The sequence below is a fragment of the Uniformispora flossi genome, assembly GCF_049534875.1.
In the GTDB taxonomy this organism is placed as follows: Bacteria; Actinomycetota; Actinomycetes; order Streptomycetales; family Streptomycetaceae; genus Yinghuangia; species Yinghuangia aomiensis.
The window spans coordinates 136,656-152,980 of record NZ_JBMULZ010000003.1; the positions used below are offsets into that span (position 1 = coordinate 136,656).

Consider the following 16,325-nt stretch of genomic DNA (forward strand, 5'->3'; position numbering starts at 1 on the left):
CATGGCCGCGCAACGGGGGGATGGGGGACGCCGCGGGCCGGGCCGGCCCGCGGGACGGCGCACCGGAGCGCCCGACACGCGGCGGCAGATCCTCGACGCCGCCCGCACCGAGTTCGCCCGCACCGGCTACTCCGGTACCTCGGTCCGCGGCATCGCCCGCAGCGCCGGTGTCGACCCCGCCTTGGTGCACCACTATTTCGGTCCCAAGGAACGTGTTTTCGCCGCCGCCCTCGACCTGCCCGTCGACCCCGGCGACCTGGTCGCCCGGATCGTGGCCGGCGGCCCCGACCGGATGGGCGAGAGCCTCGCCCGTGTCTTCTTCGGGCTGTGGGACGACCCCGACCTGCACCCGCGGATGCTCGCCCTCCTGCGCACCCTCCTGGCCGGCGACGAGGCGGGCGGACTGATCCGCGACTACCTGACCACCGAGGTGGTCGCCCGTCTCGTCCGCGAGCTGGACGTGCCGGACGCCGAGCTGCGCGCCGGCCTGTGCGGGGCCCAGCTCACCGGCGTCGCGTTCACCCGCTACGTGCTGCTCATGGAGCCGCTGGCCTCCGCCGACACCGAGACACTGGTCGCCGCGGTGGGTCCCGCTCTGCAGCGCTACCTGGCCGGATAGCGGTCCGGGGGCCACATTCCGGACGGCCACGTCATCTCGGCGCGGTCCGCCGTAAGCTCGTCGGTACCCCAACAACCGCCGGGTGCCGGTACTCCTGAGAGTTCCGCGGCGCCCGGGGCGGGTGGGGCGAGGACGGATCCGGACACCACCAACGAGAGGGTGTGCCCACAGTGCCGCAACTGAGGTCTCGGACGGTCACCCACGGCCGCAACATGGCAGGCGCCCGCGCGCTGCTCCGCGCCGCGGGCGTAGAGCGCGAGGACTTCGGCAAGCCGATCGTCGCCATCGCGAACAGCTTCACCGAGTTCGTGCCCGGCCACACCCACCTCGCCCCGGTAGGCCGCATCGTCTCCGACGCCGTCAAGGCGGCGGGGGGCATCCCGCGCGAGTTCAACACGATCGCCGTCGACGACGGCATCGCGATGGGCCACAGCGGCATGCTCTACTCCCTGCCGTCCCGCGAGCTGATCGCCGACGCCGTCGAGTACATGGTCAACGCGCACCAGGCCGACGCCATCGTGTGCGTCTCCAACTGCGACAAGATCACCCCTGGCATGCTGATGGCCGCGCTGCGACTGAACATCCCCGTGGTGTTCGTGTCCGGCGGCCCGATGGAGTCCGGCAAGGCCACCCTCGTCGACGGCACTGTGCGTGCCCACCTCGACCTGATCACCGCGATCGCCGACTCGGCGTCCGACCAGGTCAGCGACGAGGACCTGGAGCGCATCGAGGAAGCCGCCTGCCCGACCTGCGGCTCCTGCGCGGGCATGTTCACCGCCAACTCGATGAACTTCCTCGTCGAGGCGATGGGCCTCGCGCTGCCCGGCAACGGCTCGGTGCTGGCCACCCACACCGCCCGCAAGGCGCTGTACGAGGAGGCCGGCGCGGTCGCCGTCGAGCTGTGCAAGCGCTACTACGACCAGGACGACACGTCCGTCCTGCCGCGCAGCATCGCCACCCGCGACGCCTTCGAGAACGCCATGGCGCTCGACATCGCCATGGGCGGCTCGACGAACACGATCCTGCACCTGCTCGCCGCCGCACAGGAGGGCGAGGTCGACTTCGACATGGGCGACATCGACGCCCTGTCGCGCCGCGTGCCGTGCCTCGCCAAGGTCGCCCCGAACAACGCGCCGTACCACGTCGAGGACGTGCACCGCGCGGGCGGCGTCCCGGCGCTGCTCGGCGAACTCCAGCGCGCCGGGCTGCTCAACGAGGGCGTGCACGCGGTGCATGCGGCGTCGCTCGCCGAGTGGCTCAAGAACTGGGACGTGCGCGGCGGCTCGCCGTCGCCGGAGGCCGTCGAGCTGTTCCACGCGGCGCCCGGCTGCGTGCGGTCCGCGACCGCGTTCAGCCAGTCCGAGCGCTGGGAGTCGCTCGACCTCGACGTCGAGAAGGGCTGCATCCGCGACGCGGCGAACGCCTACAGCAAGGACGGCGGCCTGGGCATCCTGGTCGGCAACCTCGCGGTGGACGGCTGCGTGGTCAAGACCGCGGGCGTCGACGAGTCCATCTGGACGTTCTCCGGCCCGGCGGTCGTCGTCGAGTCGCAGGAGGACGCCGTCGACGCGATCCTCACCAAGCGGGTCAAGGAAGGCGACGTGGTCGTCGTCCGCTACGAAGGCCCCAAGGGCGGCCCGGGCATGCAGGAGATGCTGTACCCGACGTCGTTCCTCAAGGGCCGCGGCCTGGGCGCCAAGTGCGCGCTGATCACCGACGGCCGCTTCTCCGGCGGCACCTCGGGCCTGTCCATCGGCCACGTCTCCCCGGAGGCCGCGGCCGGCGGCGTCATCGCCCTCGTCGAGGACGGCGACATCATCCGCATCGACATCCCGAACCGGTCGATCGAACTCGACGTCTCCGACGCCGAACTCGATGCCCGCCGCGAGAAGCTCCTCGCGACCCTGGGCAAGTACCGCCCGGCGAACCGCGACCGCCAGGTCAGCACCGCCCTGAAGGCGTACGCGGCCATGGCCACCTCGGCCGACAAGGGTGCGGTCCGCGATGTGAGCATGCTGGGCTGAGCGCTGCCTGCACGACCCTCCGCCGCCCCCGAGCCGACCGGCTCGGGGGCGGCGGTGTTTCCGGCCGGCGCCCGGTACTTCCGAGGGCGTCCGGTCCGCCGAAATACCCGCCGGGGAGGAGGACCGCGGCCCCTACCCTTCGGTAGCGTCGTGCGCCACGTGCCCCGCACCGGGCGGGCGCGGGGTGGTCAGAGGCGATAGGGGAGGCCGCGCGATGGGTGTGAGTCGTCGGGAAGTGCTGCGGTACGGCGCGGCGGGGGCCGCCGCGGTCGGGGCCGGGAGCGCGCTCACCGGGTGCTCCGACGACAAGAGCGACGACAAGGGCAAGCCCGGGCAGCCGTCCGGCGGCGCGTCCGCCGGGGCCGGCCAGACCAACGCCTGGTCGACGACGCTGGAGAAGACCCTGGTGCTCGGCCCCGCGGGTGCGGGCGGCTACCGGAAGATCGTCGAAGGGCCGGGGGAGCCGCACCTGCTCCGCGGCGACCTGGCGTCCGCCGACCAGAAGGCCGACGCCGCGGTCAAGGCGCGCGCCGCGAAGCGCAAGCCGGTGCTGGCGTTCGCGCAGCTCACCGACATGCACATCGTCGACTGCCAGTCGCCCGCCCGCGTCGAGTTCCTCGACCGCAACCGCGACCCCGGCGAACCGATGGCCAAGCTGCTGCCCGTGGAAGGCGCCTACCGGGCGCAGGAGATGATGTCGGCGCAGGTCGGCGAGGCGATGGTGCGGGCCGTCAACAAGGTCGGCAAGGGCCCGGCCACCGGCGCGCCGATCGAGTTCACCATCGTCACCGGCGACAACACCGACAACGTCCAGTACAACGAACTGCGCTGGTACATCGACCTGCTGGACGGCAAGGACATCACCCCCGACTCCGGCGACAAGACCAAGTACGAAGGCGTCGCCGACCAGGTCGCCTACGACGAGCACTACTGGCACCCCGACGGCACCCCGCCCGGCGCCAAGGACGACCTGCCGCGCGCCAAATACGGCTTCCCGACCGCGCCCGGCCTCCTCGACGCGGCCCGCAAGCCCTTCAAGGCCACCGGCCTGCGCATGCCCTGGTACGCCGCGTACGGCAACCACGACGGCCTGGTGCAGGGCAACATCGCCCCGTCCGAGATCGTCAACAAGGTTGCCGTCGGCGCGAGCAAGGTCACCGCGCTGCCGCCGGGCACGAACACGGTGCTGCTGCTCCTCCAGCTCCAGCAGGGCAACCAGCAGGCCGTGCAGACGCTGCTGTCCGGCCCGTCCCGGCCGGTCTCCGCGGACGCCGACCGACGCCTCCTCAACCGCACCGAGACGGTCAAGGAGCACTTCCGCACCGCGAGCAAGCCCGAAGGCCACGGCTTCTCGCCGGACAACGTGACCGCCAACACCGCCTACTACGCCGCCGACCACGGCAAGGTCCGCTGCCTCACCCTGGACACCGTCAACCCCAACGGCGGCTCCGAAGGCTCGCTCGACCAGCAGCAGTTCGCGTGGCTGACCGAGCAGCTCAAGGCGGGCAGCAGCAGCTACCTCGACGAGCAGGGCGCCGCGGCGCAGAACCCCGGCGCGGCCGACAAGCTCTTCGTCGTCTTCAGCCACCACACCGCGGAGTCCATGGACAACGCCGCGGGCGGCAACCGGGTCCTCGGCGAGCAGGTCAAAAACCTGCTCCTGCGCTTCCCGAACGTCGTCGCGTGGGTCAACGGCCACTCCCACCGGAACAACGTGACCGCCTACCCCCGCCCGCAGGGCAGCCCCGTCCCCGGCGGCTTCTGGGAGGTCAACACCGCCGCGCACATCGACTGGCCGCAGCAGGCGCGCATCGTGGAGATCGCCGACAACACCGACGGCACCCTGTCGGTGTTCGGCACCGTCGTCGACAGCAGCGCGCCCGCGTCCAACGGCGGCAAGCTCGACGACCCGATAGCCCTCGCCGCGCTGTCCCGCGAACTCGCCGCCAACGACTGGCAGGAGCGCGAGCGCGACGACCCGGCCAAGGACGGCAAGCGCGGCAAGGTCGACGACCGCAACGTCGAGCTGCTCCTGCCCGCGCCGACGTGGTGGAAGAGCTGAGTCGCCGACGGTGAGCCCACGGCGGGAGCAGGGCCGTCAGACCCTGCTCCCGCGGTGTGACAAATCCGGCAAAACGATCGATCGTCGGCGTACCGTGGAGGCCCCGCCGCCGAACCGAAGCGAGAACCCGTGCTGCGCCAGGTGCTGCTCTCCGCCTCCCGGAGCACCAAGGTCAAGAACTTCGTCGAAACCGCCCCGGTCACCAGCGCGCTCGTCCGCCGCTTCGTCGCCGGCGACCACGCCTTCGACGCCGTACGCGCCACCGAACACCTCGCCGCACAAGGCCTCTACGCGACCGTCGACCACCTCGGCGAAGACACCCTCGACCCCGCGCACGCCGAAGCCGCCTGCATCGCCTACCTGATGCTGCTGTCGCGCCTGCGCGACGCCGGACTCGCCCGCAACGCCGAAGTCTCCGTCAAACTCTCCGCCCTCGGCAGCGCCCTCCCCGGCGGCACCGCCCTCGCCCTCCGGCACGCCCGCAACATCTGCGCCGCCGCCGACAAAGCCGGCACCACGGTCACCCTCGACATGGAGGACCACACCACCACCGACGCCACCCTGGAGACCCTCCGCGCGCTGCGCGCGGACTACCCGTGGGTCGGCGCCGTGCTGCAGGCCTCGCTCCGCCGCACCGAAGCCGACTGCCGCGACCTCGCCGGCGAAGGATCCCGCGTCCGCCTGTGCAAAGGCGCCTACCGTGCCCCCGGCTTCGCCGCCTTCACCACCCGCGCCGACGTCGACCTCAGCTACGTCCGCTGCCTCAAGATCCTCATGGCCGGCGCCGGATACCCCATGGTCGCCACCCACGACCCGCGGCTCGTCGAACTCGCCGGCATACTCGCCGCCCGCAACCGCCGCGCCCCGGGCAGCTACGAGTACCAGATGCTCTACGGCGTCCGCCCGGCCGAACAGGCCCGCCTCGCCGCCCGGGGCGAGAGGGTGCGCATCTACGTGCCGTACGGTGACCAGTGGTACGGGTACCTCATGCGCCGTCTGGCCGAGCGCCCCGCCAACCTGGCCTTCTTCCTGCGGTCCGTCGCCGGCAGGCACTGACCGACCGGGCGGAAGCGCCGCACCGACCGAGACAGCCCGCGCGCCCCGCTCACGCCGAGCCGGGCGCGCACGACCACGCACGAGGTGGCCTAAATGACCCGACGGGTCGCGGTGATCGGCGCCGGCAAAATCGGCGAAGCCCTGCTCTCCGGCATGCTGCGCGGCGGCAAGCGGCCCGAGGACCTCATCGTCACCGCCCGCCGCGACGAACGCGCCCGCGAACTCCACGACCGCTACGGCGTGGAGACGGTGACCAACGCCGAAGCCGCGAAGGCCGCGGACACCCTGATCCTCACCGTCAAGCCGCAGGACATGGGCACCCTCCTCGACGAACTCGGCCCGCACGTGCCCGACGACCGGCTCGTCGTCTCCGGCGCGGCCGGCATCCCCACCGCGTACCTGGAGCAGCGGCTCGCGGCCGGCACCCCCGTCGTGCGCGTCATGACCAACACGCCCGCGCTGGTCGACGAGGCCATGAGCGCCATCTCCGCGGGCGCGCACGCCACCGAGGAGCACCTCAAGCGCACCGAGGAGATCTTCCGCGGGGTCGGCAAGACCATCCGGGTGCCGGAGAAGCAGCAGGACGCCGTCACGGCGCTGTCCGGATCCGGGCCGGCCTACTTCTACCTGCTGGTGGAAGCCATGACGGACGCCGGGATCCTGCTCGGGCTGCCGCGGGCCGCCGCGCACGAGCTGATCGTCCAGGCCGCGGTGGGCGCCTCGGTGATGCTGCGGGACTCCGGGGAGCACCCGGCGCTGCTGCGCGAAGCCGTGACCTCGCCCGCGGGCACGACCATCGCGGCGATCCGCGAACTGGAGAACCACGGCGTCCGCGCGGCGCTGCTCGCGGCGTTGGAAGCCGCCGCCAACCGTTCCAAGGAATTGGCCGAGGGGCTCAAGTGAGGCCGGACCTGGTCGTCTTCGACAACGACGGGGTCCTGGTCGACAGCGAGCCGATCGCGAACGCGGTGCTGGCCGGACTGCTGACGTCGTACGGGATCCCCACCACGACCGAGGAGGCGATCCACGACTACATGGGCGGGTCGCTCGGCCGGGTGCGGGAACTCAACCGGGCACGGCACGGGCGGGAGCTGCCCGCGGACTTCGAAGACGCTTACCACGCGGGGATCTTCGCCCGGTTCCCGACCGAGATCCGGCCCGTCGCCGGGGCCGCCGAGCTGCTCGACGCGCTGACCGCGGCCGGGGTGCCGTTCTGTGTGGCGTCGTCCGGGACGCACGAGCGGATCCGCCTCACCCACGACGCGACCGGGCTGCGCGGCCACTTCACCGACGCGCGGATCTTCAGCAGCCAGGACGTGGCACGCGGGAAGCCCGCGCCGGACCTCTTCCTGCATGCCGCGGAGAAGATGGGCGCCGTACCGGCCCGGTGCGTGGTGATCGAGGACAGCCCGCTCGGGGTGGCCGCGGCCCGCGCCGCCGGGATGCGGGTGTACGGGCACGCCGCACTGACGCCCGCGGAGCGGTTGGCGGACGCCGACGTGGTCGCGGGCGGTTTGGGGGAGATTCGGGCCCTGCTCGGGGTGTGAGACAGGCCCAGGCAAAAGATCGGCCAAGAAATCTGTCAACTGACCTAACCCGCCAGTAACGTCCCGCCTCATGCAGGCCACCGAACCGCAGGACCCGGCAGGCGCCGCCGACGGGCCCGCCGCGATACCCGACCGCGACCCCGGCACGCCGGCCCCGGGCGCCGGGCGGGTCGACGCCGCCGTGCGCCGGGCCCGGGTCGCGGTCATGGCCGGCTTCCTGATCCAAGGCGCGTCGTTCGCCGCCCTGGTCACCAGGCTCACCGGCATCCAGGACCGCTACGGGCTCGGCGACGGCACCCTGACCCTGGTCGTCTCCCTCGTCCCGATCATCGCGGGCGTCGGCAGCGTCCTCGCCGAGACCCTCGTCCACCGGTACGGCAGCAAACGCGTCCTGTGGACCGCCCAGCCGATCGTCTGCCTCACCCCCGTCGGCGTCGGCCTCGGCACCGAGGTCTGGCAGCTCGCCGCCATCCTCGCCGTCTTCGGGCTCTCCCTCGGTGCCGTCGACGCCTCCATGAACATGCAGGCCGTCGCCATCCAGGCCCGCGAAGGCCGCAGCGTCGTCAACGGCTTCTACGCCGCCTGGAGTGTCGGCGGCATGCTCGGCGCCGGGATCGCCGTGCTCTCCGACCACAAAGACGTCGCCCTGATCGTCATGTACGCGATCACCGGCGCCATCACCGCCCCCGCCGCCGTCCTCGCCGGACGCCACTACCTGCCGAAATCCGCCGTCCCGGCACCCGCCGCGAGCACCGACGGCAAGCCCGGCGTCCCCTGGCGCGTCCTGCTGCCGCTGTGCGCCGTCATGACCTTCATCTACCTCGGCGACTCGGCCGTCTCCACTTGGGGCTCGGTCTACGCCGACAAGGTCCAGCACGCCGACGCCAACAAAGCCCTGCCCTACCTGCTCTACATGATCACCCAGCTCGTCGGCCGCTCCCTCGGCGACCTCGGCGTCCGCCGCTGGGGCGCCCTCCCCGTGGTCCGTGCCGGCGCCGTCACCGCCGCCGCCGGCTTCGCCGTCGTCGTCGCCGCCCCCGAGCAGGTCACCGCCCTCGTCGGCTTCACCGTCCTCGGCGTCGGCCTCTGCACGCTCGTGCCGCTCACCTTCGCCGCCGGAGCCGTCACCAGTCCCCAGGACCCGGACGCCGCCATCGCCCGCCTCAACCTCTTCAACTACGCGGGATTCCTCATCGGCACCCCGCTCGTCGGCGCCGTCGGCGACCTCGCCGGGTTCCGTGCCGCGATGGCCGTCCCGCTCGTCCTCGTCCTCGCGATCCTGCCGCTGGCCTCGGCCTTCGCGCCCCAGGGTGAAGCCCGTCACGAGGGCCTCCGGAAGAACACGTCCGACCGGTAGCGTGAAGGCCATGAGCCGAGCCGCGCAGCTGTTGTGGGACGACCGCATGACCGGCTACGACTTCGGCACCTGGCACCCCATGAAGCCGGTCCGGCTCCGCCTCACCTTCGACCTCGTCCGCGCCTTCGGCCTCGACACCGGCGAAGCCCTGCGCGTCCTCGCCCCGGCCGCCGCGACCGACCACGAACTCGCGCTCGTGCACAGCCCCGAGTACATCGCCGCGGTCCGCCGCGCCGGCGAGGACCCGTCCGCCGCCGACCCGGCCCGCGGCCTCGGCACCGACGACACCCCGGCGTTCAAGAACATGCACGACGTCTCCGCGCTCATCGCCGGCGCGTCGCTCGCCGCCGCGGACGCCGTCTGGCAGGGCGACGCCCCGCACGCCGTCAACTTCGCGGGCGGCCTGCACCACGCCATGCCCGGCGCCGCCGCCGGATTCTGCGTCTACAACGACCCGGCCCTCGCCATCGCCCGGCTCCTCGAACGCGGTGCCGAACGCGTCGTCTACGTCGACGTCGACGTGCACCACGGCGACGGCGTCCAGGCCGCCTTCTGGAACGACCCGCGCGTCCTCACCATCAGCCTCCACGAGAGCCCGCGCTTCCTGTTCCCCGGCACCGGCTTCCCGGACGAGACCGGCGGCCCCGACGCCGAGGGCACGGCCGTCAACGTCGCCCTCCCGCCCGGTATCGCGGACGCCAACTGGCTGCGCGCCTTCGACGCGATCGTGCCGCCCCTCGTCGAGGCCTTCCGGCCGCAGGCCATGGTCAGCCAGCACGGCGCCGACACCCACATCGAGGACCCGCTGGCCCACCTCGCCCTCACCATCGACGGCCAGCGCCAGGCCGCGGTCGCCCTGCACGACCTCGCGCACCGGTTCTGCGACGGCCGCTGGATCGCCACCGGCGGCGGCGGGTACGCGGCCACCGACGTCGTCCCGCGCATCTGGACCCACCTGGTCGCCGAGGCCGCGCACACGCCGATCGACCCCGAGTCCGAACTGCCCTTCGAGTGGCGCGAGCAGGTCCGCATCATGACCGGCGAGACCGCACCGCACCGCATGACCGACGGGCGCACCCCCGACTTCCGGCCCTTCTCGGCCGGCTACGACCCCGGCGACCGCCTCGACCAGGCCGTACTGGCCACCCGCCGGGCGGTCTTCCCCGCCCACGGGATCGACCCCCTCTTCGACCTCTGAGGCCCCCGGGATCGCCTGAGATGTCCGAGCCGCGGGTAACCGAACGTCGGTCGCAACCCTTCGAGCTACCGGGCAGGTGGACGACGTGACGGCAGTCGGCAACGGACAGGTCCCCGACCGCGCGGCATTGCGCGCGCATCTCGTACGCAGCCGCATCGCGGGCGACGTGGCGACCCCGCGGGAGAACAACCTGCGGCACTTCCGGCTCATGAGCGAGCGCCATCCCGGCTACCTCTTCGGCCTGGAACCCGACGGCACGTGGACCCCCGACGAGGTCCTCGCGCTGATGGTCCGCCGTTGCGGAGTCGCCGCCGACCCCGCCCACCTGAACGGCCAGGACACCATCGACCCGGACCTCACGATCGCCGCCCTGGACGCCTACGCCGTCCGCCTCGGCCGCGCCGCCCGCGACCGGGAGCGCGTCGTCGTCGCCACCGGTCACCCGGACGGCCTGCTCGACTGGTACCGCGGCGTGGCGCGCGCCCTCCGGGACGCCGGGTGTACCCTCCTCCGCCCGGCCCGCGACTGGACCTACAAGACGCCCGCCTCGGAAGGCGCCAAACTCCGCTCGATCGACTACCGCGGCCCGGTCGCCGTGGTCGTCGACGACGTCGGCGAGCCCAAGCACACGCACTCGGCCCGCCCGATCCGCGCGATGCTCACCGCGCTCGCGGACGCCGGCGAGGAACTGCCCGGCCTCGTGGTCGGCGACCACGGCTGGGCGGGCGGGGCGGGCCAGGCGGGCGTCGACGCGATCGGTTTCGCGGACTGCAACGACCCCGCGCTGTTCGTCGGCGTGGAGGAAAACCGGGTCGCGGTGGCCGTTCCGCTGGACGACAACGTGGCCCCGCACCTGTACAAACCGCTGCTGGCGTACTGCCTGGATCGTGCGGGACTGTCCTGAATCAAGCCGGATGGGCGAAACAGGCCGGATAACTCCTCCTCTTCCCCACTGGTACCACCCGCCACTACCCTGAAAGTACGCACGTGCGTGTGGATGTCACCGGAGGGGAAGCCGGTGCCCGTCGCGTGCTGAATGGTTCAGGTGCGGCATGGCTTCTGGAGAGAGGCCTCTCAACGAGGTCAATTTTCTGACTGTGGCCGAGGTGGCTGCGGTGATGCGGGTCTCGAAGATGACCGTGTACCGGCTGGTGCACAGCGGCGAGATGCCCGCGATCAGGGTTGGCCGGTCGTTCCGGGTTCCGGAACAGGCCGTCCACGACTACCTGCGGGATTCGTACGTCGAAACGGCGTAGACCCGCGGGTGCGCGCTTAGCGACCGGGTCGCCCCCGGACGCCTCATTTCGGGGTGCCCGGGGACGGCGAGTAGGCTATGCGCGACGTGCGGACTGACTTGGTTCCGCGCAGTGGAATGCGTTCCTGCCCTGGGTGGTGGGAGCGGTCCGTTCTCTCCGCGCAGGCGGGGTCGTCCGTTCGTACATGTGAGCGAGGTCTATCCATGGGCTCTGTCATCAAGAAGCGCCGCAAGCGCATGGCGAAGAAGAAGCACCGCAAGCTGCTCAAGAAGACGCGCGTCCAGCGCCGTAACAAGAAGTAGTCGCGATTCTTGCCGGGCCGCCGCCTTTCACCCTCTTGCGGGTGCGAGGCGGCGGCCCGTTGCGTTTCCCGCTCGGCCGTTCGGTGTGAACGCCTGGTTAAGCGTGTCCTGGATCGTCCCGGAAGGGGTGTCGGGACAGTACGTTGTGTCCCGTCGCTTGGCGTGCGCGGCCGGGTACCGGCCGTGGCCCGAGCGGGGAGAGGGCTGGCGGTATGTCCAAAGTCGTACTGGTCACCGGGGTGACCCGGGATCTGGGGAGCCGGTTCGCGCGCCTGGTGCGCGGGATGCCCGGGGTCGAGCGGGTGGTCGGCGTGGATGCCGTCGAGCCGCGGCACGAGCTGGACGGGGTCGAGTTCGTCCTCGCGGACATCCGCAACCCGATGATCGCGAAGGTCGTGGCGTCCGCCGGCGTGGACACCGTGGTGCACCTCAGCCCGGCCGAGACGCCGCCGACCGGGTATCCGGGGACGGCGGTGTCCGCGAAGGAGACCAACGTCATCGGCACCATGCAGCTGCTCGCGGCGTGCCAGAAGGCGCCGTCGATCCGCACGCTGGTGGTCCGGTCGACGACCGCGGTCTACGGGGCCTCGCCGCGCGACCCGGCGATCTTCGAAGAGGACATGGAGCCGCGCGTCCCGCCGACGTCCGGCTGGGCGAAGGACGCCGTGGAGGTCGAGGGCTATGTGCGCGGCTTCGCGCGGCGCCGCCCGGACGTCGCGGTGTCGGTGCTGCGGTTCGCGCCGATCCTCGGGCCGACGATCAGCTCGTCGATGGCCGACTACTTCGGGCTTGCCCTGCTGCCGACCGTGCTGGGCTACGACCCCCGGCTGCAGTTCCTGCACGAGGAGGACGCGCTCGACGCGCTGCGGGTGGCCATGGCGGCCGGGCAACCGGGTACGTACAACATCGCCGCGGACGGGGTACTGCTGCTGTCGCAGGCCGCGCGGCGGCTCGGGCGGCCCGCGGTGCCGGTGCCGTCGCCCGCGGTCGGACTGGTCGGGCAGGGGCTGCGCCGGGTCGGCGCGGCGGATCTGTCGGCCGAGCAGGTGCGGCTGCTGACGCACGGGCGGGTGGTCGACGCGTCGCGGGCCCGGGAGCGGCTCGGGTTCGTGCCGCGGCGGACGACCGCGGAGACGTTCGAGGACTTCGTGCGCGGCCGCGGGCTGCGCGGGTTGGCCGCCCCGGAGCGGGTGGGCCGGCTGTCGGACCAGATCGCGTCGCTGCTGGCGGCGGGCGCGGCGCAGGCAAGCGCAGGGCAGGCAAGCGCAGGGCAGGCGAGGAGGAGTGCTGATGGGTGACGCCCGGATCATCCCGTTCGAGGGCGGCGCCCGGGGCGCGCGGCGTTCCGGGCGGTCGGCACGGTCGGCGCAGTCGGCCGAGTCGGCGCTGCGGCAGCCGGTCGCGGACGAGCCGGAGGAGTTCCCGGCGCGGGACGAGGCGGCCGGGGAAGCCGAGGAGGCTCCGGACGGCGCGGAGGTGCCGGTCCGGGAGGCGCGGCGGCTCGGGGCCGGTGCCGGCGAGCGGGCGGGGCGCCCGGAGGCGGGGCGGTCGCGGGGGGCCGGGCTCGGGATGTTCGCCGGGGCGCTGGGCGGGCTGGTGGGCGGTGCGGCGCGCGGGCTCGCGGAGGGGCTGGCGGGGCCGGACTGGGAGGACAAGGCGGCCGACGGGCTGGCGTTCCTCCGGCGCCGGGTCACCGGCGCGTACGAGGTCGACGAGTTCGGCTTCGACCAGGAGCTGACCGACCAGCTGGTGATGTCGATCCTGCGGCCGTTGTACGAGAAGTACTTCCGGGTGGAGGTGCGCGGTCTGGAGCATGTCCCGGCGAAGGGCGGCGCGTTGATCGTCGCGAACCACTCCGGGACGCTGCCGCTGGATGCGCTGATGACGCAGGTGGCGGTGCACGACCACCATCCGGAGGCGCGGAATCTGCGGCTGCTGGGTGCGGACCTGGTGTTCCAGCTGCCGCTGGTGGGGGAGCTGGCGCGGAAGAGCGGGCACACGCTGGCGTGCCATGCGGATGCCGAGCGGCTCTTGTCGCAGGGCGAGTTGGTGGGGGTGTGGCCGGAGGGCTACAAGGGCTTGGGGAAGCCGTTCAAGGACCGGTACAAGTTGCAGCGGTTCGGGCGGGGCGGTTTCGTGTCGTCGGCGCTGCGGACCGGGGTGCCGATCGTGCCGTGCTCGATTGTCGGTGCCGAAGAGATTTATCCGATGATCGGCAACTTCCGGACGCTGGCGCGGCTGCTGGGTCTGCCGTATTTCCCGGTGACGCCGACTTTTCCGGTGCTCGGGCCGGTGGGTCTGGTGCCGTTGCCGACGAAGTGGCGGATCGAGTTCGGCGAGCCGATTCGGACGGACACCTATCCGGCGCACACCGCGGACGATCCGATGGTGGTCTTCAACCTGACGGACGAGGTGCGGGAGACGATCCAGCACACGATTTACAAGGTCCTCATGCACCGGCGGTCGGTGTTCTTCTGAGGGCGCGTTCGGCATGAGCGGCAGGGCGGCATGAGCGAGGGCCCGGGCGGAGAATCCGCCCGGGCCCTCGTTTGCCGGTCTGCCGCCGTACCGTGCCGACCGGGCCTCAGGGCTTCTGGGTCTGCGGTGCGCCGCCGATGGTGATGCCGATGCCCGGCAGGCCGGGCAGCAGCGGCGGGACGTTGAGGCCCACCGGCGGGAGTGCCGGTGCCGGGACGTTGACGCCGACGGGGCTCGGCGTCGCCGCCGGGGTCGCCGTTCCCGTATTGGTCGGTTCGAGCAGCGGGATGTTCACGCTCGGCAGCACGCCGGCCGGTGCGGTGACCGCGCCGGGGGCGCCGCCGGGCACGGCGTCCCGGCCGGGCTGTGCCGGGGCCGGGGCGGCGCCGGGCGCCTGCGTGGTGCCGGGGCCGGGGCGGCCGCCGGGTCCCTGGGTGGTGCCGGGGTGCCCGGGTCCGACCGACTTGCCGGTGCCGGACGACGCCTCGTCGTCGGGGCCGACGGCGCCGGGGATGGTGGTGACCTGGGCGCGGATGTCGTTCAGGAGGTTCCACACCATGGCGCGGTCCGCGGCGAGTTCGCCGGGGAGCCGTTCGTCGATGCGGTCCATGCGCGTGCGGCCGTTCTGCGCGAAGTCGGCGAGGTCGCGCATGGGGCCGACCTTGCTCTGGTTCGCGTTGTACGTGTCGGTGAGCAGGGCGCGGCCGTGCGTGGTCTCGTCGCGCATGTCGGTGAGCACCTCTTTGAGGTGGCCCGTGGTGCTCGCGGACACGGTGCCGTTGCCGCTGCGGTCGAGCAGCCGCTCGGCTTCGGACAGCCGGGTGCGGGCCTGCTTGAGGTATTCCTCGCCGCGTTCGCGGTCGGAGCCGGCCCAGGACAGCTTGAGGTCTTCGATGCCGCGCTTGACGCTGTAGGTCATGTCGCCGGGCAGGGCATCGGTGCTGGCGTACGCGATGCCGCCGAGGCTGCCGCCGGTCAGCACGAGGGCGGCACCGGCCACCGCGCAGCGGCGGCGCCAGCGGGTGGCGCGGGTTCGTACGGCGGGGACCGCGCGGCGGTGTGCGCCGCGGGGGGCGGGGACGGCGGCCGCCGCGGGCAGCGCGGCGGCCTCGTCGAGGAGGCGGGCGCGGAGCGCGGCGCGGAAGTCGGCCGCAGGGGCGGGCGCTTGGCCTCCGGTGTCTCTCAGCAGGGCGACCGCGGCCAAATGTGCCGCGGTCTCCGGGTCTCCCGGGCCGTCCGGGCCGTTTCCGGGGGCTTCCCCCCGGCTCGGCGCGAGGCCGGATTCCAGTTCGTCGAGCGCCTGCGCAAAGGCCGCAATGCGCCGTCGGTCCACAACCGCGATGCTCACGGGCCGCACCTCCTCTCCCCAGATCCTCGTCCGGGGACGTCTACGGGTCGGGGGCCGTGAGTCGGCTCCCCGCCGCGTCGCGCCCCCGAGGGGGTCGCTATCTGGGAGAACGACTCGATGCCCTCGGGGGTTACGGAAGTGTGATTCACCGCACGTCCTCCGGCAGGAGGCGTGCGAGGGTGCGGACGGCTCGGTACTGCAGGGTCTTGATGGCTCCCTCGTTCTTGCCCATGATGCGGGCGGTCTCGGCGACGGAGAGGCCTTGCAGGAAGCGGAGGGTGACGCATTCCTGCTGCTGGGGGTTGAGCTTGCGGACCGCTTCGAGGAGCGCGGCGTTGGAGAGGGTCTCCAGGACGCAGTCCTCGGGGCTGGCCTCGACCTCGTTCGCGTCGAGCATTTCGCCGGTGGTGACTTCGAGGCGGAAGCGGCTGGACTTGAAGTGGTCGGCGACCAGGTTGCGGGCGATGGTGACGAGCCAGGCGCCGAAGTCGCGGCCCTGCCAGGTGAACGTGCCGATGCGGCGCAGGGCGCGCAGGAACGTCTCGCTGGTGAGGTCTTCGGCGACGGCTTTGCTGCCGACGCGGTAGTAGATGTAGCGGTAGACCGTGTCGAGGTAGTTGTCGTAGAGCTGGGCGAAGGCCTCGTTGTCGCCTTCCTGGGCGAGTTCGACCAGCGCCATGATGCGGGCCGCTTCGCCGTCGGGGGCGCTCCCGCGGGTGTAGCCGGAGCCGCGGGCCGGTTTGGCCGGCTCGGTGGTCCCGGTCTTCGCCGCGCGGCTGAGCGCACCGGAGAACGTGCTTTCGCGGGTGCGTCCCGTGTCGGCGACGGAGGCGGCGAAGGCGAGGTCGTTGGGCCAGGGGGCGAGCGCGGCGATCACCGCCGCTCGCAGCGTCGCCAGCCCGGTCACGTCAACCCGGACGATTCGGTGCACGGGACTCCCTGTTGCGTCGGCATCATCTTCGGCGTCATGACTTGCTGTGCGGGGACGGTCACCCATCGTAGGGACATCGGTGACTGCTGTGCGCCGATCGAGAATAACGCTTAGTAAAGGAAGGGATACCAAGTGTGTCCATCGGCG

Annotated in this window: 15 protein-coding genes; 13 read left to right on the forward strand and 2 right to left on the reverse strand. The window is 72.3% G+C overall.

The window, feature by feature from the left end:
* Position 1 precedes the first annotated feature (1 nt).
* The 13 genes from ACPA54_RS07755 (at position 2) to ACPA54_RS07815 (ending at position 13,899) form a co-directional block, all read left to right on the forward strand.
* Entirely contained in the window at positions 2-619 is a 618-nt protein-coding gene (locus ACPA54_RS07755; protein WP_423527940.1) for a TetR/AcrR family transcriptional regulator, read from the forward strand.
* Between the two features lie 170 nt (positions 620-789).
* Positions 790-2,643 (forward strand): dihydroxy-acid dehydratase, encoded by a 1,854-nt coding sequence (ilvD, locus tag ACPA54_RS07760; RefSeq protein ID WP_423528298.1) that lies wholly within the window; start codon positions 790-792, stop codon positions 2,641-2,643.
* Between the two features lie 214 nt (positions 2,644-2,857).
* Positions 2,858-4,705 (forward strand): TIGR03767 family metallophosphoesterase, encoded by a 1,848-nt coding sequence (locus ACPA54_RS07765; RefSeq protein WP_423527941.1) that lies wholly within the window; start codon positions 2,858-2,860, stop codon positions 4,703-4,705.
* 129 nt (positions 4,706-4,834) lie between these two features.
* Entirely contained in the window at positions 4,835-5,761 is a 927-nt protein-coding gene (locus tag ACPA54_RS07770; protein ID WP_423527942.1) for a proline dehydrogenase family protein, read from the forward strand.
* Positions 5,762-5,854: 93 nt separating this feature from the next.
* A complete protein-coding gene (gene proC / locus ACPA54_RS07775; RefSeq protein WP_423527943.1) occupies positions 5,855-6,664 on the forward strand; it encodes a pyrroline-5-carboxylate reductase in 810 nt (269 codons plus the stop codon).
* On the forward strand, positions 6,661-7,308 hold the full coding sequence (locus tag ACPA54_RS07780) for an HAD family hydrolase (protein ID WP_423527944.1): 648 nt from the start codon (positions 6,661-6,663) through the stop codon (positions 7,306-7,308). The genes proC and ACPA54_RS07780 overlap by 4 nt, the downstream gene beginning before the upstream one ends.
* A 70-nt stretch (positions 7,309-7,378) precedes the next feature.
* A complete protein-coding gene (locus ACPA54_RS07785) occupies positions 7,379-8,665 on the forward strand; it encodes an MFS transporter (protein WP_423527945.1) in 1,287 nt (428 codons plus the stop codon).
* A gap of 10 nt (positions 8,666-8,675) precedes the next feature.
* Positions 8,676-9,863 carry an acetoin utilization protein AcuC gene (locus tag ACPA54_RS07790; protein WP_423527946.1) on the forward strand — a complete coding sequence of 396 codons (1,188 nt, stop codon included), beginning with the start codon at positions 8,676-8,678 and terminating at the stop codon, positions 9,861-9,863.
* Between the two features lie 85 nt (positions 9,864-9,948).
* A complete protein-coding gene (locus ACPA54_RS07795; RefSeq protein ID WP_345678566.1) occupies positions 9,949-10,767 on the forward strand; it encodes a phosphatase in 819 nt (272 codons plus the stop codon).
* Between the two features lie 148 nt (positions 10,768-10,915).
* Positions 10,916-11,119, forward strand: a complete 204-nt coding sequence (locus ACPA54_RS07800; RefSeq protein WP_020549639.1) for a helix-turn-helix domain-containing protein — start codon at positions 10,916-10,918, stop codon at positions 11,117-11,119.
* A 203-nt stretch (positions 11,120-11,322) separates the two neighbouring features.
* Positions 11,323-11,421 (forward strand): 30S ribosomal protein bS22, encoded by a 99-nt coding sequence (locus tag ACPA54_RS07805; RefSeq protein WP_012854759.1) that lies wholly within the window; start codon positions 11,323-11,325, stop codon positions 11,419-11,421.
* A 212-nt stretch (positions 11,422-11,633) separates the two neighbouring features.
* Positions 11,634-12,719, forward strand: coding sequence for an NAD-dependent epimerase/dehydratase family protein (locus tag ACPA54_RS07810; protein ID WP_423527947.1), 1,086 nt, complete (start codon positions 11,634-11,636; stop codon positions 12,717-12,719).
* A complete protein-coding gene (locus ACPA54_RS07815) occupies positions 12,712-13,899 on the forward strand; it encodes a lysophospholipid acyltransferase family protein (protein WP_423527948.1) in 1,188 nt (395 codons plus the stop codon). Before ACPA54_RS07810 ends, ACPA54_RS07815 begins: the two co-directional genes overlap by 8 nt.
* Before the next feature lie 106 nt (positions 13,900-14,005).
* Here the strand turns inward: ACPA54_RS07815 and ACPA54_RS07820 are convergent, their stop codons facing one another.
* Together ACPA54_RS07820 and ACPA54_RS07825 are read right to left on the reverse strand one after the other, a co-directional pair.
* Positions 14,006-15,247, reverse strand: coding sequence for a DUF5667 domain-containing protein (locus tag ACPA54_RS07820; protein ID WP_423527949.1), 1,242 nt, complete (start codon positions 15,245-15,247; stop codon positions 14,006-14,008).
* Between the two features lie 145 nt (positions 15,248-15,392).
* Positions 15,393-16,178 (reverse strand): ECF subfamily RNA polymerase sigma factor, BldN family, encoded by a 786-nt coding sequence (locus ACPA54_RS07825; protein WP_345678562.1) that lies wholly within the window; start codon positions 16,176-16,178, stop codon positions 15,393-15,395.
* Positions 16,179-16,325 lie beyond the last annotated feature (147 nt).